20 protein-coding genes and 2 pseudogenes are annotated in these 23,058 nt (G+C 65.4%); 6 read left to right on the plus strand and 16 right to left on the minus strand.

Translation table 11 applies throughout. The features are described from left to right. Positions 1-277: 277 nt before the first annotated feature. The 3 genes from VX037_RS23170 to VX037_RS23180 form a co-directional block, all read right to left on the minus strand. Complete coding sequence (locus tag VX037_RS23170) at positions 278-1,873, minus strand: ParB/Srx family N-terminal domain-containing protein (protein WP_182155036.1); 1,596 nt, start codon at positions 1,871-1,873, stop codon at positions 278-280. Between the two features lie 99 nt (positions 1,874-1,972). Beyond that, the gene (locus VX037_RS23175; RefSeq protein ID WP_068970855.1) at positions 1,973-2,251 is read right to left on the minus strand and encodes a hypothetical protein; all 279 of its coding nucleotides are present in this window, start codon (positions 2,249-2,251) and stop codon (positions 1,973-1,975) included. Between the two features lie 31 nt (positions 2,252-2,282). After that, the gene (locus VX037_RS23180; RefSeq protein ID WP_068970854.1) at positions 2,283-2,513 is read right to left on the minus strand and encodes a hypothetical protein; all 231 of its coding nucleotides are present in this window, start codon (positions 2,511-2,513) and stop codon (positions 2,283-2,285) included. A gap of 435 nt (positions 2,514-2,948) precedes the next feature. Between VX037_RS23180 and VX037_RS23185 the strand changes: the two are divergent. Continuing rightward, positions 2,949-3,193: pseudogene (locus VX037_RS23185) on the plus strand (hypothetical protein). A gap of 618 nt (positions 3,194-3,811) precedes the next feature. Here VX037_RS23185 and VX037_RS23190 read toward each other — a convergent pair. The 3 genes and pseudogenes from VX037_RS23190 to VX037_RS23200 form a co-directional block, all read right to left on the minus strand. Next, positions 3,812-4,984, minus strand: a complete 1,173-nt coding sequence (locus VX037_RS23190) for a L,D-transpeptidase (RefSeq protein ID WP_266063720.1) — start codon at positions 4,982-4,984, stop codon at positions 3,812-3,814. 436 nt (positions 4,985-5,420) lie between these two features. Beyond that, positions 5,421-5,663: pseudogene (locus VX037_RS23195) on the minus strand (M23 family metallopeptidase); the annotation flags it as partial. Between the two features lie 301 nt (positions 5,664-5,964). Then, a complete protein-coding gene (locus VX037_RS23200) occupies positions 5,965-6,804 on the minus strand; it encodes a F510_1955 family glycosylhydrolase (RefSeq protein ID WP_035718240.1) in 840 nt (279 codons plus the stop codon). 664 nt (positions 6,805-7,468) lie between these two features. On the opposite strand from VX037_RS23200, the gene VX037_RS23205 reads away from it, so the two are divergent. Further along, on the plus strand, positions 7,469-8,419 hold the full coding sequence (locus tag VX037_RS23205) for a M56 family metallopeptidase (RefSeq protein ID WP_006357618.1): 951 nt from the start codon (positions 7,469-7,471) through the stop codon (positions 8,417-8,419). A gap of 28 nt (positions 8,420-8,447) precedes the next feature. On the opposite strand, the gene VX037_RS23210 is transcribed toward VX037_RS23205, so the two are convergent. Continuing rightward, complete coding sequence (locus VX037_RS23210) at positions 8,448-9,101, minus strand: DUF305 domain-containing protein (protein ID WP_006438341.1); 654 nt, start codon at positions 9,099-9,101, stop codon at positions 8,448-8,450. A gap of 269 nt (positions 9,102-9,370) precedes the next feature. Between VX037_RS23210 and VX037_RS23215 the strand changes: the two genes are divergently transcribed. After that, positions 9,371-10,306 (plus strand): M23 family metallopeptidase, encoded by a 936-nt coding sequence (locus tag VX037_RS23215; RefSeq protein ID WP_159372045.1) that lies wholly within the window; start codon positions 9,371-9,373, stop codon positions 10,304-10,306. Between the two features lie 22 nt (positions 10,307-10,328). On the opposite strand, the gene VX037_RS23220 is transcribed toward VX037_RS23215, so the two are convergent. The 7 genes from VX037_RS23220 to VX037_RS23250 form a co-directional block, all read right to left on the minus strand. After that, positions 10,329-10,676 (minus strand): metal-sensitive transcriptional regulator, encoded by a 348-nt coding sequence (locus VX037_RS23220; RefSeq protein WP_137809389.1) that lies wholly within the window; start codon positions 10,674-10,676, stop codon positions 10,329-10,331. Next, positions 10,673-12,835, minus strand: a complete 2,163-nt coding sequence (locus VX037_RS23225) for a copper-translocating P-type ATPase (RefSeq protein ID WP_266063722.1) — start codon at positions 12,833-12,835, stop codon at positions 10,673-10,675. The genes VX037_RS23220 and VX037_RS23225 overlap by 4 nt, the downstream gene beginning before the upstream one ends. Next, positions 12,832-15,186, minus strand: coding sequence for a heavy metal translocating P-type ATPase (locus tag VX037_RS23230; protein ID WP_137809388.1), 2,355 nt, complete (start codon positions 15,184-15,186; stop codon positions 12,832-12,834). Before VX037_RS23230 ends, VX037_RS23225 begins: the two co-directional genes overlap by 4 nt. Before the next feature lie 77 nt (positions 15,187-15,263). After that, complete coding sequence (locus VX037_RS23235; RefSeq protein ID WP_006357624.1) at positions 15,264-16,214, minus strand: hypothetical protein; 951 nt, start codon at positions 16,212-16,214, stop codon at positions 15,264-15,266. Between the two features lie 92 nt (positions 16,215-16,306). Then, complete coding sequence (locus VX037_RS23240) at positions 16,307-16,513, minus strand: heavy-metal-associated domain-containing protein (RefSeq protein ID WP_006438347.1); 207 nt, start codon at positions 16,511-16,513, stop codon at positions 16,307-16,309. A gap of 103 nt (positions 16,514-16,616) precedes the next feature. Beyond that, positions 16,617-17,885, minus strand: coding sequence for an MFS transporter (locus VX037_RS23245; RefSeq protein WP_266063723.1), 1,269 nt, complete (start codon positions 17,883-17,885; stop codon positions 16,617-16,619). 3 nt (positions 17,886-17,888) lie between these two features. Continuing rightward, positions 17,889-19,022, minus strand: a complete 1,134-nt coding sequence (locus VX037_RS23250; protein WP_035718250.1) for a PLP-dependent cysteine synthase family protein — start codon at positions 19,020-19,022, stop codon at positions 17,889-17,891. A 207-nt stretch (positions 19,023-19,229) separates the two neighbouring features. Between VX037_RS23250 and VX037_RS23255 the strand changes: the two genes are divergently transcribed. Genes VX037_RS23255 through VX037_RS23265 form a run of 3 tightly spaced genes read left to right on the plus strand, consistent with a single transcriptional unit; the run spans position 19,230 to position 21,656 of the window. After that, complete coding sequence (locus VX037_RS23255; RefSeq protein ID WP_082653036.1) at positions 19,230-20,006, plus strand: response regulator transcription factor; 777 nt, start codon at positions 19,230-19,232, stop codon at positions 20,004-20,006. Continuing rightward, complete coding sequence (locus tag VX037_RS23260; RefSeq protein ID WP_006438349.1) at positions 19,996-21,228, plus strand: sensor histidine kinase; 1,233 nt, start codon at positions 19,996-19,998, stop codon at positions 21,226-21,228. The genes VX037_RS23255 and VX037_RS23260 overlap by 11 nt, the downstream gene beginning before the upstream one ends. 47 nt (positions 21,229-21,275) lie before the next feature. Then, entirely contained in the window at positions 21,276-21,656 is a 381-nt protein-coding gene (locus VX037_RS23265; protein ID WP_006438350.1) for a BlaI/MecI/CopY family transcriptional regulator, read from the plus strand. A gap of 38 nt (positions 21,657-21,694) precedes the next feature. Here the strand turns inward: VX037_RS23265 and VX037_RS23270 are convergent, their stop codons facing one another. Next, entirely contained in the window at positions 21,695-22,024 is a 330-nt protein-coding gene (locus tag VX037_RS23270) for a hypothetical protein (RefSeq protein WP_006438351.1), read from the minus strand. 750 nt (positions 22,025-22,774) lie between these two features. Then, the coding region (locus VX037_RS23275; protein ID WP_328716066.1) for an integrase core domain-containing protein at positions 22,775-23,058 on the minus strand (284 nt) is incomplete at its 5' end.

Consider the following 23,058-nt stretch of genomic DNA (forward strand, 5'->3'; position numbering starts at 1 on the left):
CCTGGACATGTAGACATCCTCCCAGCAGGACCCTTCGTCCCGCTATCTCAGGTGTCCACTCAAACTGGGGAGGTTCACAGGAAGGGGCCGAAGTCGCGGCGGCACTGTCCGCAGGGGTGGCCTTGGGTGTCGGTGGGGTTGGCGCAGCCTGGGAGGGCGCAGCGGGGGAGCAGTTCGCCGGTGATGGTCACGATGTTTCCTCGAGGTGGCGGGTGTGAGCGTGGCCGGGGGCGGTGGGCCGCGACCGTGAAGGTTCGCGGCCCACCGCACAGCTGGTCTAGTCGAGTGGCACGTCGGCTGCCTGCTTGTCACCGGCGATGACCTGCTCGACGTCGGAGAGGGTGTAGCCGGTCACCTCCACGAGGAAGTGCAGGTAGCCAGCGCGGGCGCTGACCTGGCTGCCGCCGAGGTAGTGGCGGTCACCGACGTTGCGCCAGGCGTCTTTCCACATGTGCGCTTCCCGCGATGCCAGGGCGATGCCGAGTCCGATGATCTGGGCGCGGTCGGCGGTGGTGGCCTGCTCGATCAATTCGGCGGGGTCGCCGCCGAGGATCGTGGCCGCGATCTCGGCGGCGTTGCCCTGGCTGCTGTTCGCGCCGAACATGTCGTGATGGGCGCGCATCGCGGTCGCGATGAATTTCGCGACCGTCGGGGCGCTGCCCTTGGGCAGGGTCTTGCGGGCCAGCCATGCGGTCAGCTTCTCGATCCGCACCTCGCGGGCGGTGAGGCTGGCGGCGTTGAGGACCCGCACCCGGCGGCGTTCCTGCTTGCGTGCCTCCTTCTCAGCGGGGTCCTCCTCGGCGGGGGTGGTCGTGGCCGAGCTGGTCGCCGTGCTGCCGCTGTAGGTGCGGAAGCTCATCCCGAGGTCACGGAACTCGTTGACGTACCAGGTGGTTTCGATCGACCGGTTCTCGTGGCGGGTGAGGGCACGAGGGTCGTGCAATCCCTCGTCGGGCTGGGCGTCGGCGGGGGTGTCCTCCTCTGTGAGGTCCCAGTCGATCAGGTCCTCGTCGATGGTGTTGCCCTCGGCGTCGGTCCACCATTCGGTCACGTCGGCCCACACGTAGGCGAGGCGCTGGTCGGTTGGCACGTCGTCGACCTGTGCGGGCGTGCCGTCGGCGGTGACGAGGCGTTCCAGACGGGCGCGGGTGTGCCGGTAGTCGGGTTCGCGGGTGACGGTCTCGATGCCGTCGGCGGTGTAGATCGCGACCTGGGCCAGTACCTCGGCCCGCTGGTCGGCGTTGTCGGCCAACAGTTTGGCCTGATGCTCAAACACACCGGATGCGGCGGCGTCAAGGAGCCATTGCTGCGCTTCGGGGTCGTGGTCGTAGGCCGCGACGGTCGCGGACTGCTCCAACGTCAGCGCTGCGCCCCGCTCGATCAAATCCAGGGTCGTTTCGGACTTCGCCAGCGCGAGGGTGGCGTCCACGTCCTTCTTCTTCGTGCGAGTGGCCTTGGCGATCTTCGTCGCCGACATCCCGGCAAGCGCGAGTTGTTCGATTGCGGCCACGCGGTCACGGTTGCGGAGGCCTTCGCGCTCGAAACTGGCCAGCTGCTCCACGATTCGATCCACCGTCAGGGCCTTGTCGTCGGCGTCGGTCGCGACCGGGACCACGTAGACCGGAACGGTGGGAAGGGCGTTCTTACGCGCGGCCAGGGTCCGGCGCTGCCCGTCGCGCACCCGGACCTCGCCGTCGACCTCGACAGCGAGGATGGGTTGGCGCACGCCGTCGCGGATCGAATCGACGAACTCGGCGGTCAGGGTGGCCTCGGCCTCGGTGCGAATGTTGGTGTCGATGACCAGATCGGCCGGGTTGAGGTGGCGCAGCTCGCCCGTCGCGGTGACGGTCTCGGTGGTGGTGTTGTGTGTCATGGGGTTTCTCCCTTACTGTGGTGGGTGAGACCCCGGCCAGCTTGACCCTGGCCGGGTTTTCTTTTGTCCGCGTACCGGATTGCGACGCGGAAGCTTCTTTTACAGGTCGCCGATCTCTTCCCAGTGGGCGATCGCGTCGGCGGCGGCGAGGGCGGGGGACAGGTCGTTGTTGTATGCGTCTTTCCAGCCGAAATCGGGCAGGTCGCGGTGGCTGAATCCGTTGGTGCGTCTGCGGATTGCTCGGTCGACTCCGTACATCCACACGGCGAATTCGCGGTCGCCGTCGGCCTCGGTGAGGCGGTTCGGTTCGTGCTGGGCGATCTGGTCGGCGGCGGCGTCGACGTTGGCGGGGTCCTTGGTGGCGATCCAGGCGTTCATGTCGGTGGGTCCTTTCGGGTTGTTGTGCGGGTTAGTCGTGGGTGAAGGTGCGGCCTGCGCCGAGTTGGTCGATTCCGCAGCATTCGCAGAGCCAGTAGCCGGGTGGGTCGATGTCGTCGGCCTGGGTCAGGTAACCGTGATCGGCCATGAACGCCAGGACCTGGGCGGTGCTCTCGGTGTTGAGGGCGGTCATGTCTCCGTAGGCGACGGCGACCGCGCAGCTGTTGCACAGCTGGTAGGCGGTGGTGGTGGCGCTGGTCATGGTGACCCCTCCCGTTGTGAGTGCTGGTTTGCGTTTGCACTGGCCATCTCTTTGCCGGAGGGAGTGGGCTGCAAGGGAGGAAGTGAAAAAGTCATCCGGGCCGTAGGCCTGCAAACCCGTAGGGCGGGTTAGTTTTTCACGCCCTTGCGGGCCGCGAGTGGAGGTAAGAGAATGCGGCAGGGCAACGCAAACCAACTCAGCCCGAAGGGCTCAGGGCGCGGCGTAGCCGCTCCGATGAGGTGACGGCGCAGCCGGCAGACAAACCGCAACCGGTCGGGGCCGGCGACCTCGTCTCGGGAGGTCGGGCACACCGGACGCACAAGGCAGTCGGGGTGATTGTGCGGGAGCGACGCGGGCCGCGGTAGGGCTCGGTGTCGCGGCAGCACAACGTCGTCTTTGAAAGTGGGCGCATCTCGTGGCGCTCACGCCCTCGTGGTGGGTGCGGCGGCGGATGCCGAGTCGATCAGTACTGACGTAGAAGCCACGGCGGGTGGCCTCGAAGCTCAGTGCGGATACCTGGCCTACCCAGACTCCGATGAGATCGTGACACCGGACGGCAAAGGTCGCTTTAATTCGTTTCAGAATGGCTCATTTACCCCACAACTGGCGCACATCCTGTCAACGAACCTATTATGGACATTTGGGCGGATGCTGGATATGAAGCCGGAAAGTGGGGTTAGCCCATCGCCGCACCGGTCATCGACCGCATCAACAACAAGGTCTTTAGGGTCCTCTCCGAAATGCTCGGCCATCAGAGGTAGCGCGGTGGATCGACCGTAGGGTCGTCGTCGATGGTGTCGACGTGCGGGTCGGCGAGAATGTTGGTAACCGCAAGGGAGCTGGCACCGAAGGTGGCGAAGTGCGGGTTGACGTCTCTGACGACACTCCGTGCACGGTCCGCCGGCCAAACGAACGCCGGGATCGGCCAAGAAGACCCGAACGGCGCGCGGCGTGGTTGTCGTCCCACGCGGCCAGATCAGCCTCGCCTCGCACAGGTAGTACCGACGGACGCTATGCCGCCGCTGCTCGTTATTGATGTTGATCCTCACGGCACCGGTTCGCCCGCACAGGGTCTCGACATGACTGACCAACGGCCCTCGTGAATTAACCCCTGGCTCAGTGGGTGACCGGTAGTAGCACTCGTCGCGAGTGGTGGTGTGCTGCATTCGAGCGAAGTTCTGTACACCGCGAGAAGCGCCTGAGACAGTGAGCGGGTGAGCCCGTCGTGAACTCGCCCCGGCCGTGCATGGTCGGAAGAACGTGCTGAGCGTCGACGAACTCCAGCCAGGCGGGGGCGCCTAGGTGTCTGCGTTGCCGTTCTTCCATTGTGGCCACGGGATGTTCCAATCGCCGAGTCCATCAACTCCCGGCAGTGTGTCGGCGTTGGTGTTCTTGACCGTGACGGGGTCACCGCGCAGGGTGTTCTTCACGAGCCATTCCGCGTCAGTGGGACTCAGGTTTGGGCAACCGTTGCTGACGTTGCTGCTGCCTTGCGCCGACATCGACCACGGTGCGCCGTGCATGTAAATGCCGCTGTAGGACATTTGCACCGCCCATTGAACGGGTGTGCGGTATCCCGCTGCGGACTCGACAGGCACTCCGTAGGTGGACGAGTCCATGATGATGTGCTCGACGCGATCTCCGATCATGTAGATACCGCGGGGCGTCGGAGTGCTGTCTTTGCCGAACGAGGTCGGCATCGTGCGGATGACCTTGCCGTCTTGTTTGACGACTATCGTTTTGGTGTTGTCGTCGGCAACGATTTCCTGAGCTCGGCCAATCGTGAAGTCGTAGGACAAGTTCTCGTCGCCGTAGAGCCCGTCGCCGAGGTCGACTCCGTAAATGTTGACGGCGACACTGACTTTGGTGCCCGGCGTCCAGAAGCGTTCGGGCCTCCACCGGACTTCGGAGTCGCTGATCCAATAGAACGCACCCCGCATCTGGGGGTCAGACGACACGGTGATCGCCGCCTGTGCCTTCTTTCGGTCGGGGATGGGATCGGCGAACCGCACCCCGACTGTGTGGGCGATCCCGACGGTTTTCTCGCCGAGGATGGCAGCGCTGGTCAGTGACTCCGGTGAGGTCGTGGTGAAGCGCTGCGAGACGACCGATCGACCGCCCACGCCCACGGCCTCGGCTTGAACGGAATACCGCTTCGAATATCCCAGGGGTTGGGTGCTTGTCCACGTTGAGCCGTCCTCGCTCAGTGAGCCCGCCAAGGGACGGCCGCTGGCTGTGGGGATACGGACGTTTGTCAACGCGCCGCGGCTGGCCGTGACAACAATAGGAAGCCCAGGTTCGACAACCGCGTTGGGCGCGAGTCGACCGCCACCTTCGGTGGCCACAGCAATGGAAGGCTGTGCGATGTCGGCGAAGCTGTCAACGGCCTGAATCTCGTTGCTGTAGGCGGCGCCTCCGGTTGAGCTGCACGAGGTCAATAACATCACCACAGCCGTCAGGGCTGCGAGCATCAGCAGTCGCGGAATACCTGCCCGGACCGACCCGCGGCATCCACGAGCGCTCGAGCACTGCGGCTGCGCACCGTAAGCCGCCAAGAGATCACGTGGCTCTTCGATAGCTCGAGTCCTTCTTACGCGGCCCATCGATTGTGGCGAACCCTCTCACTCGGCGCCTGGACTAGGTTTACTATCCACGATAGTAGTTGAATGCTGTGCGCTCCTCTACCCGCTGCACAGCGCGAGAGAAGGTTCGAAACGTCTTCGTGGTGGGCGACCGCCGAGCGGTCACGTCGACCTCATTATTGCCGTGTGGCGACACCCCACAGGTAGTCCCCGCCGATGCGTGTTCGCCACCGCTCGCCGACGTCGAGGCCGTGGTGCGACAACTCTCGCGACACCTGCGGGACCACTCGTCCTCATACCTCCCGCGCGCCGATAAGGCGGGTCGTCCGACGACGTAGACTCCCCGGGTTCTCAACCACGGTGCAGGATCGAGTTTGGGTCCATCTTGCTGCCACACCTTGTAGTGCAGGTGTGGGCCGGTGGAGTAGCCGCGGTTTCCTACCGTTGCGATCTGCGCGCCGGCCAGGACTCGCTGCCAGACGCTCACCAGTGTCTCGCTGATGTGCCCATACACGCCGATCGTGCCGTCGTCTTGCAGCACTCGCATCCACAGCCCGAAGCCGGCGGCCTTCGATAACCGTCCCCGCCCAAGGCGATCTTTGAGGTCGCGGGTTCGGTGTGCTCACGCAGCTGTGACACGCGCAGCAAGTTCGTGGGGTAGTCGGGGCTGCTCGTCTCATCGATAACGACAGTGACGTCTTCGAAGACGTGGCGTTTCTGGGTGCCGTCAGGTGGTCGAGAGTGACCACCCAGGTCGGCCGGGTGCCACCGTCTGTCAGATCCTGCTCGTGGAGTGGGTGGAGTGGACGTGATCAAAAGCGCGTCCGGATCTGAGTCGCCTCCTTCCTTCGTTGCTCCACACGAGTCCGTTAGCTGAGCGTGTAGAGCAATTGTTCGTTTGCGGCGTATGCATTTTCGGCGTTTCTGGCGACCAGCGCGTTGACACTATTGATGGTGCTGCGTTGTTCCCAGTGTGTGCCGTCTGGGCTGCGCCAGACGGTGTCGGCGGTGTCGATGCCCCAGAGCGTGCCATCGGGTGCGGCCGCCAGGAGAGCTAGGGCCGGCGCATCGGGAACGGTTGTGAAGGTCTGGGCGTCGTCGGTGCTGTGTTGCAGGCCATCTGGGGTAGTCGCCCATACGCCGCGGTCGGTGATCGCGAGTGCTGCTGCGGCCAGGGGCGCGCCGGGGGTCCAGCTTCTCCCGTCATCGGTCGATACGAGCAGGCCGTTGATTCCGTCGAAGCCTACGAGTAGTTGTCCGTTGGTGGCGAGCGCGTGGAAGTCGATGTCGCCGGCCACCGATCTCGGTGTCCATGTCTGCCCGCCATCTTCGCTGGCGACGAGTCCCAGCGGGTTGGGTGCCGAGCTCCGCGGGCCGGGATGGCCGGAGGCGAAGATCCGATCAGAGCCGGTTACCCCGGCCAGTCCCATGAAGTCGTCGTCGGAGACGCCGACCCGGCTGGTGGTTCCATCTGCGGTGAGGGCGATTACGCCGGTGTGAGTTCCGGCGAGGATAGTGCCGTCGGCGCGGATGTGCAGGGCGTGGAGGTGGTCGAGTTCTGGGGTCAGTGTTGCGCTCTCTGCTGAGGTTGCCGACGGTGGTGGGGATGTGGGTTGTTCCCGGGTGGAGCAGCCGGTTAGCACAATCAGCGTGGCGATGACTGCGAGGACGACCGCAGCGGTGCGGTTGGACGGGTTTGAGGCAGGCAAGCGGCTAGGACTTTCGTGTGGGTAGGACTGAGTTCGGGCGTGGGTGGTGTGGTGATCGGGGTGGTGGCGAGACCGGGTAGGAGCCGCCCTAACCCTCTGGGGGTGTCGTGGTCACGACTTCTGGATGGGGGTGGAAGGCTGTGAAGGCTTTTGGCCGCAATGCTTTTGGAGGACGAGGGAGATGAGGACGTTGCCGAGGTGGTGACGTGCCCCGGAGAGGTCGCCGATCGCAGCGAGGTGGCGGACGAGACCGATGTGTGCGGCGAGGTGGCGGCGTCGGTTCGAGGTGACGCTGAGGTGGTGGGCGCGGTGGAAAAACTGGTGGGTCGAGTATGGCGTGGGTGCTCGGTAGACGTCTCGCATGGCATGCAGATACTGACGACGGTGGTCGTCGGGGGGCGAGTGCGTCTCCTTCGGGTTCTCGGTCACGGCGCATTCCTCGGACTGGTACGCGCAGGCCGGGTCAACCCGCGTCAACTAACTACTATAAAACCTAGTAATTGGCGGCGCGGTCGGTGCCTGAGTTGCGGCGTCACCGACGAACTTCTGGGGCATACTGGCTGGTGGTGCAGGTGGTGGGTCGCCGGGAAGGTGTGTTGAGTGTGGGTCTCAGCGAGCTGACGGCGGGGCGTCGAGGATCGAGGCGAACGATGGGTGAGCATCCATGAGTGCAGCGGTGGTGTTAGTTGTTGCCGCGGGTGTGCTGGGCTGGTTGTGGCCTCGATGGATGGTTCGGGTGCAGGGCCGTATCGATGCTCGTTGGGTGTTGGTGGCCTGGCCGGCCGCGCAGGTCGTGTTTGCGATGTTGTGGGTGGGAGCTGTTGTGACGCTGGCGGTTCCCGGCCATTTCGGCATCCATTCGTTGTCCGAGGTGGTGTCGTGTCTGCGGGTGTTGTCACACGGCGCATCCCCGCGGGTGGAGGCGATCTCCGGTGGCGTGCTGGCGGTGGTGACCGGGGCAGCGATTGTCCGAGCGGTGACGATCGCGGTGCGATCGGCGGTGCGGATGCGTGGTGCTCGTGAGGAGTATCTGCAGTCGTTGCGGTTGGTGGGCGCCCGCAGTGAGCGCTATCCCGACGTGTGGTGGCTCGCCGACGGGCGGCCGATGGCGTTTTGTCTGCCGGGTAAGGATGCCGGGATCGCCGCCACGACTGGGTTACAGGCGGCGTTGTCCGGTGAGGAACTCGATGCCGTCGTTGCCCATGAGCGCGCGCACCGGCGGCAACGTCATCACACCGTGGTGTTGGCGGCCCGCGCTCTCGGGCGTGCGTTTCCGCTGATTCCGTTGTTCAGCCGCGCGGGCCGTGAGGTCGCCGGCTTGGTCGAGCAAGCCGCCGATGCCCGCGCCGCCCAGCTGGTGGGTGCGCGGGCGGTCTGCTCGGCGTTGGGAACGTTGGCCCGTTCGGGGCCCGTGGCGGGCCCGGTGGGTGTGTTGTCGATCAGCGATTCGTCGTCCGTGGGGCCGCGGCTGAGCCGCTTGGACTCCGGTCACCGGTGCCGGTCGCGGCGTCATCATGTGGGTGCCGCCGCGGCGGTGGCTGGTGTGGTGGCGGTACCGACCACGCTGGCGGCATCCGGTGTCGTCGCGGCGATGGTGATCGCGATGTGTGTGTAGCCGAGGCAAACCCGGGCGGGTCGGGCCGCTAGGGGTTGTTGAGAAGCTGCTGCATCCTGGCGATTTCACTTTCCTGGTCAGTGACGATCTGGCGTGCCAGCGCGATCGCCTCGGGCGATTGGCCGTCTTGAATCTCGGTCTTGGCCATGGCGATGGCGCCGCGGTGGTGTTCGATCATCTGGGTCAGGAACAGGCGCGACGCCTCGGCGCCTTGCGCGTCGCGTAGCTGCTGCATCTGTTCTGGCGACATCATGCCCATCATCGACGGCATCGGGGAGGTACCCGGTGCCATCGAGGTACCCATGTCCATGTTGTGCCCCTGGCCCTCGAGTGGGGCTCCCCATTGCTTCAGCCACGACTGCATCTGCTCGATCTCGGGCTGCTGAGCGTCTTTGATCTGCTGGGCCAGACTGACGACCTGGGGGTTGATGTTGTCCTTCTCCAACAGGATGTCGCTCATCATGATCGCCTGGGTGTGGTGCGGGATCATCTGCTGGGCGAACGAGATGTCCGCGCTGTTGTGTTCGGCAGAGGCCGCCGCTGACGATTCGGTACTGACCGTGCTGGTACCCATCCCCGACATCGAGGAATGATCCTCAGTCGAGGTGTCCGAACACGCGGCCACCACTGTCAGAACAGCCGCCGCGGCAGCAACGACGACACCGGTTCGTGTGACTCTCATCGATCTCCTCCTCAAGAGTGATACTTCGCCACCGCCCGGCGGCGCTTCGATAACAATTCTACTAACACCGATAGTAGTTAGTCGCCTGCCCGGCACCCACAAAACGGGCGGTGAACTGCGCAAACAAAGCCGCTAATGCCTGATTAGTTCGCTTCGTAGTGGAGCCGCGTGTGACTGGTGGGGCACAAGTGACTTGTGGTGTGATCTCGCGGGTACACGCATGGCACTCGTGCGTGGGTCTACGACGTCCGCGGGAAAGGTCCGACCGCATGCAGATGGTGTTGACATCGCTACGGGTCAAGGCGGGGCAGCAGTGGGGCCCCAAAGCGCTGGGGGTGGCAGCGGCGGTGTGCGTGGGCGTTGCGCCTGTGATTGCCACCGCACCGGCGGCGGCCTCAACCGATGGACATGTGGCCGGGGAGCTGATCGCGATCGTGCAGGACTCGGTGAAGGCCGCTTTGGGTGGTGCCGCGGCGGCGAATTTGGGGAAGCCGATCACGCAGACGGCGTCCTGCCTGGGCGCTCAGGCCCAGTCGGGCAGCGTCGGCGATGCGGGCAGTGCAGCCGCACTGCAGTGCTTCGGCACGTTTTCGCTCATTGATCCGATAGACGGGTTCCGGATCATCGACGCGTTACCGCTGGCTCGGCTGGTAGCCACCCTGATCGCCGCAATCGTGCCGCACGATCCGAACGAGCCGCATGGCCCCCAGCCGCAGGAACCCGGAACGCCGACACCGCTGCTGCCCGGTAGTGGCGGTGCGGTGGCGCCGACTGCGGGCGAGATCACGTCCACCTTCGGTGACGGACGGGGCCATCAGGGCATTGATATCGGCAATGATCTGGGCGCGCCCATTGTCGCGGTAGCTGACGGGGAGGTCATCACCTCCGGACCTGCCGAGGGGTTCGGGTTGTGGATGCGGATCCGGCACGATGACGGCACGATCACCACCTACGGCCACAACGACGAGAATCTGCTCGAGCAGGGCGCGCGAGTACGGATGGGCCAATCGATCGCCACGGTGGGCAACCGTGGGGTCTCGACCGGCCCGCATCTGCATTTCGAGGTTCTCGACCCGACGGGAGTCAACGTCGATCCGGCACAGTGGCTGGCCGATCGTGGGGTGGTTCTGGCGATGGCCGCTGATGCCGACGCCCGCGCGCCGGGGCCGGTGGTGCCGCAGTGGGTCGGCGAACGACGCCTGTGACGAGCCAGCGCGGTGTGGTGGGTCAGGAACGAACGAGGCGAGCGATGGCCGCCGAGGCTTCAGCGATCTTCTCCTGTGCCTCGTCGCCGCCGGAGTGGGCGGCATCGAGCACGCAGTGGGTGAGGTGGTCGTCGAGCAAGCCCAGCGCGACCCCCTCCAGTGCCTTGGTCAGCGCCGAGATCTGGGTCAGGATGTCGATGCAGTACTGCTCCTCGTCGACCATCCGGTGGATACCTCGGGATTGGCCTTCGATGCGCTTGAGGCGGGCCAGGTATTTGCCCTTATCGCTGATATAACCGTGGGAAGAGTGTTCCGAGGCAGAGGATTCTTCCGGGGTGGAGGATTGTCCCGGTGCGGACGCAGCGGTCATGGACTCACCTTCTCAATGGATCTCGGTCGGTTGTGCTGCAGTCCACGCACTGTACTCGCGCCTGGCTGCAGGTCGAGTCGGCGTAACAGTTGCGCGTTGAGTGCGACCACGACCGTCGAGGCTGACATCAGAATCGCTCCGACCGACATCGGCAGGACGAACCCGATGGGCGCGAGAATTCCGGCGGCCAGCGGTACAGAGATCAGGTTGTATCCCGCTGCCCACCACAGGTTCTGCTTCATTTTTCGGTAGCTGGCGTCCGACAGCTCGATGACCGACAGCACCGAGCGGGGGTCGTCGCTGGCGAGGATGACCCCGGCCGAGGCGATCGCGACGTCGGTGCCGGCCCCGATCGCGATGCCCACATCGGCCTGGGCCAGGGCGGGGGCGTCGTTGACGCCGTCGCCCACCATCGCCACCTTGCGGCCTTCGTGCTGCAGTTCGGCCACCTTGCTGGCTTTGTCTTCCGGCCGTACACCGGCGAACACCCGATCGATACCGAGGTCGTGAGCGACGGTGTGCGCCACTGCTTCGGCGTCGCCGGTAATCATCACAACCTCGACCCCGCGGGCGTGCAGCACCTCGACGGCTTGGCGGGATTCCCCGCGCACCTCATCAGCAAGTTTGAGAGCTCCAATCAGCTCAGTGTCGCGGGTGACATGCAGGATGATTGCGCCGTCGGCGCGCCAGCGATCAGCGATGGCCAGTTCCTGATGGCCCTGTTCCTCGAGCATGCGGGGCCCGCCCACCCGCACTGTGGCGCCCTCGACGCGAGCGGTCACACCGACCGCCGGTGACGAGGTGAAGTCGGTGGCCGCCGGCACCGGCCGCGCGCGGTCTCCGGCAGCTGCGACAATCGCTCGCGCCAACGGGTGCTCACTGTCGGCTTCGGCGCTGGCGGCCAGGGCGAGCACGGTGTCCTCATCGACGCCGTCGGCGGCCGCGATCTCGATGACCGTGGGCTCACCCTTGGTCAGGGTTCCGGTCTTGTCGAACAGCACCGCATCCACAGTGCGCATGGCCTCAAGTGCCGACCGGTCTTTAACCAGCACGCCGCCGCGGGCGGCGCGTTCGGTGGCAATGGCCACCACCAGGGGGATAGCCAAGCCGAGTGCGTGCGGGCAGGCGATGACCAGCACGGTGATGGTTCGAATCACCGCCTGGTCGGGTTGGCCGATGACCGTCCACACGATGGCGGTGATGATCGCTGAGCCGAGCGCGAACCAGAACAGCAGCGCTGCAGCGGAATCGGCCAGCCGCTGGGCGCGGGAGGTGGAGTTCTGCGCGTCTGCCACCAGGCGCTGAATCCCGGCCAGCGCCGTGTCATCGCCGGTGGCGGTGATCTGGACCCGCAGCCCCGAGTCGGTGGCCACCGTGCCGGCCACCACCTGATCGCCGATGCCGCGGCGCACCGTGCGCGATTCTCCGGTGACCATGGATTCATCGAGCTCGGCCGAGCCGTCTACGACGCGACCGTCGGCCGGCACGCTGGCCCCCGGGCGCACGATCACCACATCTCCGACCTGCAGCTCACTGGGAGCAACCGTGGTGATCTGGTCGCCATCGACGCGTTCGGCCTCATCGGGCAGCAGCGCGGCCAGCGAGTCCAGGGCCGAGGTCGTCTGGGCCAGCGACCGCATCTCGATCCAATGCCCCAACAGCATGATCACGATGAGCAGCGCCAGTTCCCACCAGAAGTCCAGTTCGTGGTGCAACACACCGATGCTCGCACCCCAGGACGCCACGAAGGCCACCGTGATCGCCAAGGCGATCAACAGCATCATTCCCGGTGCACGCGACCGCAGTTCTGAATAGGCGCCTACCAGGAACGGCCGCCCACCCCAGCAGTACATCACCGTACCCAGCACCGGTGAGACCCACTTCAACACTTCACCATCGGGTAGGTCATAGCCGATGAGCATCGCGAACATGGGCGAAAAGGCCACGACCGGCACAGCCAGGGCCAGCATGATCCAGAACAGCCGCCGGAACTGCCCGACGTGATCACCATGCCCCCCATGCCCAGCGTGATCATGGTCTGCGCGGGCGCGCTCAGCATGGTGATCGTGGTGGTTGTGTGACGCTGCGGCGAGTTGGCCGTGGTGGCGTTCATCGGCGGCGTCGTGACCGACGTGCTCAGGGGAAGAGTGCTCGTTCATGCCGCTACCTTATACCCCTGGGGGGTATATGTCGAGGGGTTGGTGGGTGGAACTGTGGACGATGAGTGGGGCGGGCTGGTGAAGGCGCGCAGCCGCAGGCTGTTGCTGACGACGAACACGCTGGACAACGCCATGGCGGCCCCAGCCAGCATGGGGTTGAGCAGTCCCAGCGCGGCCAGCGGTATCGCGGCGACGTTGTAGGCGAATGCCCAGAACAGGTTCATTTTGATCGTTTTCAGAGTGGTGCGTGCCAAGGCGATCGCGTCGGCGGCAGCGTTGAGGTCGCCGCGGACCAGGGTGATGTCAGCGGCATGCATGGCGGCGTCGGTGCCGGTGCCCATCGCCAGCCCGAGATCGGCGTGGGCCAGGGCAGCGGCGTCGTTGACGCCGTCGCCGATCATGGCCACAACCTTGCCGTCGGATTGCAGGTCGGTGATGACGGCGGCTTTGTCGGCCGGCAAGACGTTAGCGATGACGGTGTCGATACCGACCTCAGCGGCCACGGCATCGGCGACGGTCTGGTTGTCGCCGGTCAACAGGATGGGCGTCATACCCAGTGCGGCGAGCCGGGCGATGGCGTGTGCGCTGGTGGGTTTGATCGCATCGGCGACCGCCAGGACCGCATGGGCGCGGCCGTCCCAGGCGACGAGTACGGCGGTCTGTCCGGCTTCTTCGGCGGCGGTCTGCGCCTCGTTGAGGTGAGGGTCATCCACGGCGATGCCGTGTTCGGCCAGCAGCGTCGGACGCCCGACGGTGACCACACGTCCCTGGACCAGACCGCGCACGCCTCGACCTTCGAAGTTGCGGAAGTCGTCGACCTCGTCGAGCGGCCCGACTTCGGCGGCTGCACCAGCAGCGATGGCGGCCGCGACGGGGTGCTCGGAGGCATTCTCCACCGCCCCCGCGAGGGCGAGCACGTCTTCGCGAGTGGTGGAGGGAGCAGTGGTGACCTGGACGAGTGTCATCTGTCCCGTGGTGACCGTGCCGGTTTTGTCGAGGACAACGGTGTCGACGGTTCGGGTGGATTCCAGGACTTCGGGGCCTTTGATCACGATGCCGAGTTGGGCTCCGCGGCCGGTACCGACCAGAAGTGCGGTCGGGGTGGCCAGTCCCAGAGCGCAGGGGCAGGCGATGATCAGCACAGCGACCGCGGCGGTGAACGCCGCTTGCAGGGGATAGCCGGCGCCGATCCACGCGCCGAGGACAGCGATGGCGACGGCGATGACCACCGGCACGAAGACACTTGAGATCCGGTCGGCCAGTCGCTGGGCGTGGGCTTTGCCGGTCTGGGCGCGTTCGACCATCGCGGCCATTTGCGCGAGTTGGGTGTCCGCTCCCACGCGGGTCGCCCGCACCCGCAGGTGCCCGCCGGCGTTGACCGTTCCGCCGGTCACGGTGTCGGCGGGGGCAACCTGGACTGGCATCGACTCGCCGGTGACCATGCTGGCGTCAACTGCCGAGGTGCCAGACACCACCACACCGTCGCTGGCGATCTTCTCGCCGGGCCGCACAATGAACTCGTCGTCGACGGCGAGCTCGCCGATCGGTATCCGATGCTGGTGGCCGTCCCTGACCACCGTGACGTCTTTGGCGCCCAGCTCCAACAAGGCCCGCAACGCCGCACCGGCTTGCCGTTTGGACCGCTTCTCGAAGTATCGGCCGGCCAGGACGAACATCGTGACCCCCGCGGCGACCTCGAGGTAGATGTTGCCTGCACCGTCAGAGGCGCCGACCGTCAAGGTGAATCCGTGGGTCATGCCTGGTTGTCCGGCGGTGCCGAAGAACAACGCATACAACGACCACAACAGCGCCGCGGTGGTGCCGACCGAGATCAGGGTGTCCATCGTGGCCGCGCCGTGGCGCAGGTTGAGCAACGCGGCGCGATGAAACGGCCAGGCCGCCCACACGATCACCGGCGCGGCCAACGTCAACGACGCCCACTGCCAGTAGGTGAACTGCAACGTCGGGACCATTGCCAGCGCGATCACCGGTACCGAGAGAACCACCGCACCGATCAGTCGGTGACGCAAGGCCACGAGCTCCCCGTCGTCGTCCGAAGGGTCGTCGTCGGGGTCGGCGCCTGTGGGAATGGCGGGCAGCGCAGCGCGGTACCCGGCCTGTTCGATGGTCTCGATCAGCAGGTGGGGGTCGACACCGGCGCGTGCGCTGACGTGAGCTTTTTCGGTGGCGTAGTTCACCGAGGCGCTCACTCCGTCGAGTTTGTTCAGTGTGCGTTCGATGCGTGCCGCGCACGAGGCACACGTCATGCCCGACACGGCGAGTTCGACATCGACGGTGCCTGTCTGCTCGGCGGTGGCCGCAGGTGGGTGGATCGGAGCTGAGGTGGTCATGGGGAAGTTCCTCGAAGGGTGAGCGCCTCGGCGCAGTGCCTCGGTGCAGTGGCCCCGGGGTGGCGCTGGTTAGCGAGTTAGTGTCCGGCGTGCGGATCGGCCGAGGGGGCCGTGGAGTTGGTTGTCGGGGCCGGGGCGCCGGTGGGGGCGTCGAGAACGAAGGTGGCGGTGTGCACAGCGCCGTCGACCTGGAAGTCGAGGTAGAGCAGATAGCGGCCCGGGGTGGGGGCGGTGGTGGCGAAGCGGACCTGTGGTCCCGCGAGTTGACCGGCGGTCGGTGCCGCGCCCTCAGGGTGAACATGCAGGTAGGCCAGGTCGCCCTGACGCAGAGCCACCAAGTGACCGAAAGCGCCCAGATACGGCTGCAAGGTAGTGACCGGTTGTCCTGCTCGCCGCACGGTGACGGTCAATTCGGACTCGGCTCCCGCGCGCAGGTGCCCGGCCAGCTCGATGTCGAACCCGTCGACGGATGACTGTCGTGATTCGGCGGCGGCTGGGGCCGGCTGGTAGTCACCGCTGACTTCGACGGTGCTGGTCAGGGTGAGGGGTTGACCGGTGGCGGCGGGCACGAAGTCGGCATAGATCCGGTAGCTGCCTCCCGTCGCCCACTGCCAGGGCAGCGACCAGCGCCCTTCGGGCGAGAGAGTGGGGTGCACGTGTCGAAAGTAGGCGCCATCCGCGCGGACGACGATCAGGTGCAGCTGCTTGTCGTGCTCGGTGGCGAAGTCGGTGACCGCGGCCCCGGCGGCGTCGAGGATCTCAAAGCTCAGCGGTGCTTGCATCCCGGGCGCATGGGGTGCCACCACATTTCCCAGGATGAAGCCGCCTGCTGCCAGCGAAACCCCGCGAACCTGATCGGCACCGGGGGACGCAGATGATGACGGTTGGGCAGTGTGGCCGACATGGGTGGACTCGGCCGACGACGGTCGTGGCCGATCGGGTGCGACACCCGCGGCGATGGCATAGGCCGCGGCGAAAACTATCAGCAGAGCCGCAGCGAAGACGCCGAGCTTGGTTGGAACATTCATCGCTGGATTCCTGTCATCGGTGGTGGCGACACACACGCCGCCCGGAGAAGGGCTGAAGTCGCCAGTGGGCAGACACTTCAGCCCCTCATCGGCTACTGCGCCAGGTGGTAGCCGGCCTCTTCGACCGCGACGCGGATCGCGTCGGGCTCGATCGGGGCCGAGCTGGAGATGGTGACTTGCCCGCTGGCCACGTCGACCTCGACGTCGGTCACGCCGGCCAGTGCTCCGACTTCTTCACGCACCGACGACGCGCAGTGCCCACACGTCATTCCGGAGACGATCACTGTCGATGTGCTCATGAGATGTGCCCTTTCGGTACAGCAGTGGTGCCGACGACCCTCAGGAGGCCTGTCGCTGTGGCGTCTCGCCACACCACCTTTATACCCTACCCCCCTAGGGTAATCAATGGGTGGAGGTGGGTTGAGCTTCGGTGGGGGCGGAGACGCTGAGCCATCCGCGGCGGTGCAACATCAACAGGGCGGACGCCGCCGCTATGCCGGTGAGGACCAAAGCGATCCACACCAGTTCGGGCATGTCGCGGGTGGTGGCCGCGCTGAACAGCCACCCGGTCGCGGCATTGCCGAGCAGAATCCCGATCCCGACGATGGTGTTGTAGAGCCCGTAGTGGGTGGCGACAAGCGTGCCGCGGGCCAGTCCCACCACAGTGTCCATTTCGAATGGGAACACTGCTGCGGTGGCGGCGGCGAGCAGGGCTGCGGTGAGTAGCAGTGCGGCGATGTTGAGGGCGATGTTGCGCTGATGCGTTGCGGCGCTGGCGACTAGGGGCAGGAAAGCTGCAGCCATCAGTGTCATTCCCACGCTCAGGCTGCCGGTACTGCCCCAGCGGTTGCCGAACCATGCGGTGATGCGTAGCTGTCCGGCGATGGCCACCAGACCGGTCACCACAAACATTGCGGTGACAATGCTGGTGGCGAGGGTGGGGTTGTCCGCTATGCGGTCGGCGTGCAGGGGCAGCGCGAGGTAGACCTGAAAGGACAGCACATACGAGCTGGCCATCGCCACAGCGAAGAGCAGGAATCGCCGGTTACGTACGACGCTGCGCCAGTCCTGAATGATCGAGGTGTTGCTTGGGGCTGGTGTTGTTGCGGGTAGCGCTTTGATCTGCACGAGGGTCAGGACCGCGAAAACTGCTGCCGCACACAGGGAGGTGAGCCGAAAATCCAAAGCGGTCAACGCCAGTCCGACCAGCGGCCCGAGCAGGATGCCGGCCTGGTAGAAGACGTTGAACACGGCGAATGCTTCGATGCGACGTTCACCGGCGTCGGCGGCCAGGTAGGCGCGGACGGCGGGGTTGAACAGCGCCCCGGCGAATCCCGTTGCCGCCGAGGCGATCAGGATCGCGAGCAGCGAACTGGCCAGGGCCAGTAGGATGAATCCGATGACCCGCATCAGGCATCCGGCGATGATGAGCGGTTTGTACCCCCAGCGGTCAGCGAGTGTTCCCCCGATCAGGAACATGCCCTGCTGGGAGAAGTTGCGTATCCCCAGGACCAGGCCCACTGCCCATGCCGCCAGGGCCAGCGGGCCGGCGAGATAGGCGGCGAGATAGGGCATGAGCATGTAGAAGCCGAGGTTGATGGTGAACTGGTTGACCATCAGCACTTGGCTGGGGCGATCGAAGCTGCGGAAACTGCGGTAGAGGCGTCGCATAGGTCAGCTCGTGGGCTCGGTGTGCGGCATGTGAGTGGGGTCGATGATGGTGGGGCACCGGGTCCAGCTACTCGCGACCTGGGTCAGCGGATCGTTGATGGTGTGGGGGGCAGTGGGCGCTGGGGCGTCCATCAGGTCGTGAGCTTGGCAGTACTCGTCGTTGTAGATGGTTCCGTAGTAGCGGGCGGGGCCATCGGGGAAGACCGCCGCGATGCGCGTATCGGCCGAACGAGTGCGAGCCAGCCAGCCCGAGACCAGGGCCACCGCGCCCACGCTCCAGCCGCCGGTGGCGTACTGCGTGGCGGCCAGGGTGCGGCATGCCCAGACTGCTTCGGCCGGCGCCACCCAGTGCACCTCACTGAACTGGTCGTAGGCGACGTTGCGGGGGTAGATGCTCGAGCCGAGTCCCCGCATGATCCGTGACTGTGCGGGCTGGCCGAAGATCGTCGAGCCGATGGTGTCTACGCCCACGACTTCCAGCTCAGGGTTGAACTGCCGCAGAGTATGAGCCACACCGGCTGAGTGCCCACCGGTGCCCACCGAACACACCAGGACATCGATATGGCGCAGCTGCGCGATCAGCTCCACACCCAGTGAGCTGTAACCGGTCACGTTGTCGGGGTTGGAATACTGGTCGGGACACCACGCAGCCTCGTCGAGTGCGAGCAGGGCGCGCACACGGTCGCGGCGGGCTTGTTGCCAACCCCCGACCGGGTGGGGCTCGCTGACGACATCGACCCGGGCGCCGTAGGCGGCGAGCATTTGCCGCAGGATCGGTTCCAGTCCGGGGTCGGTCACCAAGGTCACCGGATGACCGAACACAATGCCCGCTAGCGCTAACCCCAATCCCAGTGTGCCGCTCGTTGATTCGATGATCTGCGCCCCCGGGGCCAGCTCGCCGCGGGCGCGGGCGCGTTCGACCATGTGCAGCGCCGGCCGGTCTTTCATGCCACCGGGGTTGAAGCCCTCCAGCTTGGCCCAGAAACCGTGCCCGTGCTCGGCAAAGGGTTCTTCGATCCGCAGTACCGGGGTGCCGCCGACCAGCTGACGACTCAGCCCAGCACGGCGCGATGTGGCCTCGGCAGGGAAGGTGGTGGCGAATGGATCACTGGTGGTGAGGCTGTAGGAGACAGTCACACGGGCATCCTCTGCATCGATGGACAGGATGTCGCCGGGCCGAAAGCAGATCAACAGTGTGAGAGGGAACTGGGACATATCGTTCGGCGCGGCGACACCGCCACCTTGCCCACTCAACCTCAAGGCTGATCGGCGGTCGGGATCAAGATCTGCTCAAGAATGCCCGCGGGGTTGGATGGTCGTGTAAACCACCGCCACCATAGGGACGTGCCTCATGACCGCGTCATCGTCGACGACGACCTTCGTGGGCCGGCGGCCCGACCACCGCACGGGCTACACGCGCTGGTCATCGAAGATGAGCCTGACATCGCCGAGGTTGTCGCCGACTACCTGCAGCGCAGCGGATTTGTGGTCACCATCGCCCACGACGGCCAAGAGGGGATCGCCGCCGCACGCACGGTGAGTCCTGCGGTAGTCATCCTCGATCTGGGTTTGCCCTCGATCGACGGCGTCGAGGTGTGTCGGCAGTTACGCACCTTCACCGACGCCTACATCGTGATGGTCACCGCCCGCGCCGACGAGGTCGACACCATCATCGGTCTCGCGGTTGGAGCCGACGACTACCTCACCAAACCGTTTCGTCCTCGTGAGCTGATGGCGCGCATCGACGCCATGCTGCGCCGTCCGCGCCCGACCTCGGCGGTAGACACAGCACACCCGCGGACACTGGGGGAGCTGACCCTGGACCCACAAGGCCGTGAAGTGCGGGTAGAAGACACACTCGTGGAACTGACCCGCACCGAATTCGACGTTCTGGAAGCCCTGAGCCGACGGCCCGGTGTGGTGTTCAGTCGAGAACAACTGCTCACCGAAATCTGGGGACCCAACTGGGTCGGCGATGCCCACGTTGTCGAAGTTCATATCGCCAGCCTGCGCCGCAAACTCGGCGACAGCGCCGCGGCCGGTCGATTCATCCGTACCGTGCGCGGCGTGGGCTACCGGATGGGTGACGGCCAACCTCGAGGAGACAGCCATGAACGGTGATCGACGACGGGCACGTATCCCGGGCAGCTTCGGCTCCCGGTTGATGCTGGCCCAGGCCATCGTGATCGGCGGCGGCGGCATCAGCGTCGCGATCGTGGCACTGTTCGTCGCGCCGCACACCTTCCACGATCACCTCGGCCAGTCCAGCCTCGAACCGGGATCAGCACAGGCCGAACACGTCGAGGCCGCATTCACCTTCTCCATCGTCGTCTCGATGACCGCAGCCCTGGTCACCTCGACGATCCTGGCCACGGCCGTCAGCTGGTTCCTGGCTCGCCGCGTACAACAGTCAGTCGCCAGCGTCGCGCGCTCGGCTGTGGCGATCGGCGCAGGCAACTACCGCACCCGTGTTCCCGATCGCCAGCTCGGCACTGAGTTCACCCAGCTCAGCCGAGCCATCAACCAGCTGGCACAACGTTTGAACTCCCAGGAAGACATCCGCAAGCGGATGCTGTCAGACCTCGCCCACGAACTGCGCACCCCGTTGACCACCATCGGCGCGATCACCGACGCCCTCGAGGACGGTGTCCGCGCGCCCGACTCCCACACCTTCGACGTCGTGCGCACCGCCACCACCCGGTTGCAGCGCCTCGCCGAGGACATCGCGACCGTATCCAGCGCCGACGAGCACCAGATGCCATTGCAACCCTCGACGATCACTGTCAACGAACTGCTCATCGCGACCTACGAAGAAGCCGCCGAGCTGTTCACCGACGCCGGCGTCACGCTGGGCATCGTCACCACCGCCGCGCGCGTACACATCGATGTCGATGCCGAACGAATGAGCCAAGTACTGCTCAATCTGCTCACTAACGCGCTGCGACACAGCTCCCCGGGCCAGCGGGTCGTAGTGAAAGCCGACACCGCCCCGGCACACGCGGTGCGCATCAGCGTCGTCGACTGCGGGGACGGGATTCCCGCTCAACACCTTCCACACATCTTTGACCGCTTCTACCGCACCGACTCCTCACGGACCCGAGACGCCGGCGGCAGCGGTATCGGACTCACCATCGCCCGCTCCATCGTCGAAGACCATGGGGGCACCTTGCTCGCCGAAAGCCTGGGAACCGGGCACGGAGCCACCTTCACCATCACGTTGCCGACCACAACACGACGTCACATCCACCGCAGCACCCCTGGAACCGAATTCTCCGCAGCCATCGAACACCGCCCGCCTCGCGGCGCTGCCGATGCGCTCCAACGGGACCGAGCTACTAACTGAGGTAGTCCGTCGTAAGATTGACCCGCATCTAGAGATGGTGGGTGAAAATGACTGGGCTGGGTTCGCTGGAACGCGCAGTGATGGACGTGCTGTGGTCGGCCGGTGCGGCGATGTCGGTGCACGACCTAGTCGAGGAACTCCACGACCGCGAACCGGCCTACACCACAGTGCTCACCGTCGTCACCAACCTGCACAAAAAAGGGTTCGTCGGTCGAGAAAAAGTCAGCCGCGCCTACCGGTACTTCCCCATGCAGACCCGCGAGGAGGCCACCTCACGCACCTTGCGTCAGGTCCTCGACGCCAGCGGAGACTCCGCGGCAGTACTGATGCACTTCGCCCAGACCGTGACACCCGCCGAGCGGGAAGTGCTCAGCGAATACCTCAGCCGCAAACCTCGCCACACCCGCGGCGGCGGCACCAAAGCCTAAGCCACAGAAACGTTCCAAGAGTCGAAATCCCGGCCCGACTACTCAACCGGCGCGCGCCCCTTGACTGCGGGAAGTAGATGCGCCGCCAGCGCACCGGCCACACCCGCAGCGAAGGCCGCAGCACTCAGCGCCGACACCCAGTCGTGCACATCCACCGCGGTCAGCATCCGCAGCTCGACCTGATCACCGCGCCCGACTCCTGACGGGTCGGATGGCACGAGATCCGACGTTCGGAGCAGCATCACCAGCCAGAACGCGGCAACCGCCTCAAACATCACCACGGCAAGGCCCACCGCACGAGAGATCGTACGGGCAGGACCGCGCGGGCCGAACCGATCCGTACGCGGCACCTCGACACCGTCAGTCATGCCCACCACCTCCTCCGCACACTCGCATCACGCCCCACTTCTACTAACCACCTTCGTATTTTGTGGGAATCGGGCGTGGGCGCCGGGAACGAGGGCGTCGAAGCCATCACCGCGGGAGGCCGGCCGGGCCAGGCGGAAGACTATCGCGGCCACCAGACCGAAGATCGCGATCACACTGCCTGTGCGGGACCACCTCGGGGTTCGATTGAGCTCCGATCGCCGACGAGAAATCGCCCTGGGGAGCAACCACCATCACGCCGACGGCCGCACTCACGGCCACCGCACACGAAACAAGCGCCCGCCACGCCTCCCCACCTCGATCCGGCTGGCGGGCAGCGGCGACACCACACGCTACGACCGCACCGAACAGTCCCAGGAGTGTCCCTTGGGCCACAATGTTTGCGATCACCACGCCTCCAACAGCCAACCTTGAAACTATGCTAGATAGTAGTTTAGGTGGGCTGGAGGGCGCTGACGGAGGGGGAGTAGCTCTATCTTCTTCGTCGGTGGGACCGCCGCCTGCATCGATGAGTTGGTCCTCGCCCCCGATTTGGAAGCCTGGGACATCGAACTCGACCACGAATCATGGCTCACGACGCGTTCAACCCGCTGCCACCCGCTACGCGCTGACTTCGTTCCTAGCCCGTCCTACCTCACGATCAACGTTTTTGCGACGTCTCCCCGCGGAGCTGTGACGGCTACGGTTAAGCAATGTCGTCGACTGGGGCTCCCCCGAAAAAGTGGACACGGTTAGCTTGATTGCTGACTTGTCAGTGATGTGACCTCGAAGTCGATAGGCGAGATCATCCCCAGCGAGCTGTGCCTCCTGTCATGATTGTAGAATCGGATGTAATTGTCAAGTCCTGCAGTAAGATTCGCGTAGGTGGTGAACGCGTGTCGCTTGTAGTATTCGTGCTTGACGGTTGACCACAGCGATTCGGCGCCGGCGTTGTCCCAGCATTGACTGGCTAATAGTGGTCGAGCCTGCGGCAACGATCGGCCGGATGGTTCATTGTCGATCCGGTTTGCGGCGT

The organism is Gordonia sp. Z-3, from assembly GCF_036233855.1.
Lineage (GTDB): Bacteria > Actinomycetota > Actinomycetes > Mycobacteriales > Mycobacteriaceae > Gordonia > Gordonia tangerina.

Coding starts and splice junctions, on each gene's coding strand:
- VX037_RS23170 (WP_182155036.1), bottom strand. CDS start 1,873: ATGACACACAACACCACCACCGAGACCGTCACCGCGACGGGCGAGCTG.
- VX037_RS23175 (WP_068970855.1), bottom strand. CDS start 2,251: ATGAACGCCTGGATCGCCACCAAGGACCCCGCCAACGTCGACGCCGCC.
- VX037_RS23180 (WP_068970854.1), bottom strand. CDS start 2,513: ATGACCAGCGCCACCACCACCGCCTACCAGCTGTGCAACAGCTGCGCG.
- VX037_RS23190 (WP_266063720.1), bottom strand. CDS start 4,984: ATGCTCGCAGCCCTGACGGCTGTGGTGATGTTATTGACCTCGTGCAGC.
- VX037_RS23205 (WP_006357618.1), top strand. CDS start 7,469: ATGAGTGCAGCGGTGGTGTTAGTTGTTGCCGCGGGTGTGCTGGGCTGG.
- VX037_RS23210 (WP_006438341.1), bottom strand. CDS start 9,101: ATGAGAGTCACACGAACCGGTGTCGTCGTTGCTGCCGCGGCGGCTGTT.
- VX037_RS23215 (WP_159372045.1), top strand. CDS start 9,371: ATGCAGATGGTGTTGACATCGCTACGGGTCAAGGCGGGGCAGCAGTGG.
- VX037_RS23220 (WP_137809389.1), bottom strand. CDS start 10,676: ATGACCGCTGCGTCCGCACCGGGACAATCCTCCACCCCGGAAGAATCC.
- VX037_RS23225 (WP_266063722.1), bottom strand. CDS start 12,835: ATGAACGAGCACTCTTCCCCTGAGCACGTCGGTCACGACGCCGCCGAT.
- VX037_RS23230 (WP_137809388.1), bottom strand. CDS start 15,186: ATGACCACCTCAGCTCCGATCCACCCACCTGCGGCCACCGCCGAGCAG.
- VX037_RS23235 (WP_006357624.1), bottom strand. CDS start 16,214: ATGAATGTTCCAACCAAGCTCGGCGTCTTCGCTGCGGCTCTGCTGATA.
- VX037_RS23240 (WP_006438347.1), bottom strand. CDS start 16,513: ATGAGCACATCGACAGTGATCGTCTCCGGAATGACGTGTGGGCACTGC.
- VX037_RS23245 (WP_266063723.1), bottom strand. CDS start 17,885: ATGCGACGCCTCTACCGCAGTTTCCGCAGCTTCGATCGCCCCAGCCAA.
- VX037_RS23260 (WP_006438349.1), top strand. CDS start 19,996: ATGAACGGTGATCGACGACGGGCACGTATCCCGGGCAGCTTCGGCTCC.
- VX037_RS23265 (WP_006438350.1), top strand. CDS start 21,276: ATGACTGGGCTGGGTTCGCTGGAACGCGCAGTGATGGACGTGCTGTGG.
- VX037_RS23270 (WP_006438351.1), bottom strand. CDS start 22,024: ATGACTGACGGTGTCGAGGTGCCGCGTACGGATCGGTTCGGCCCGCGC.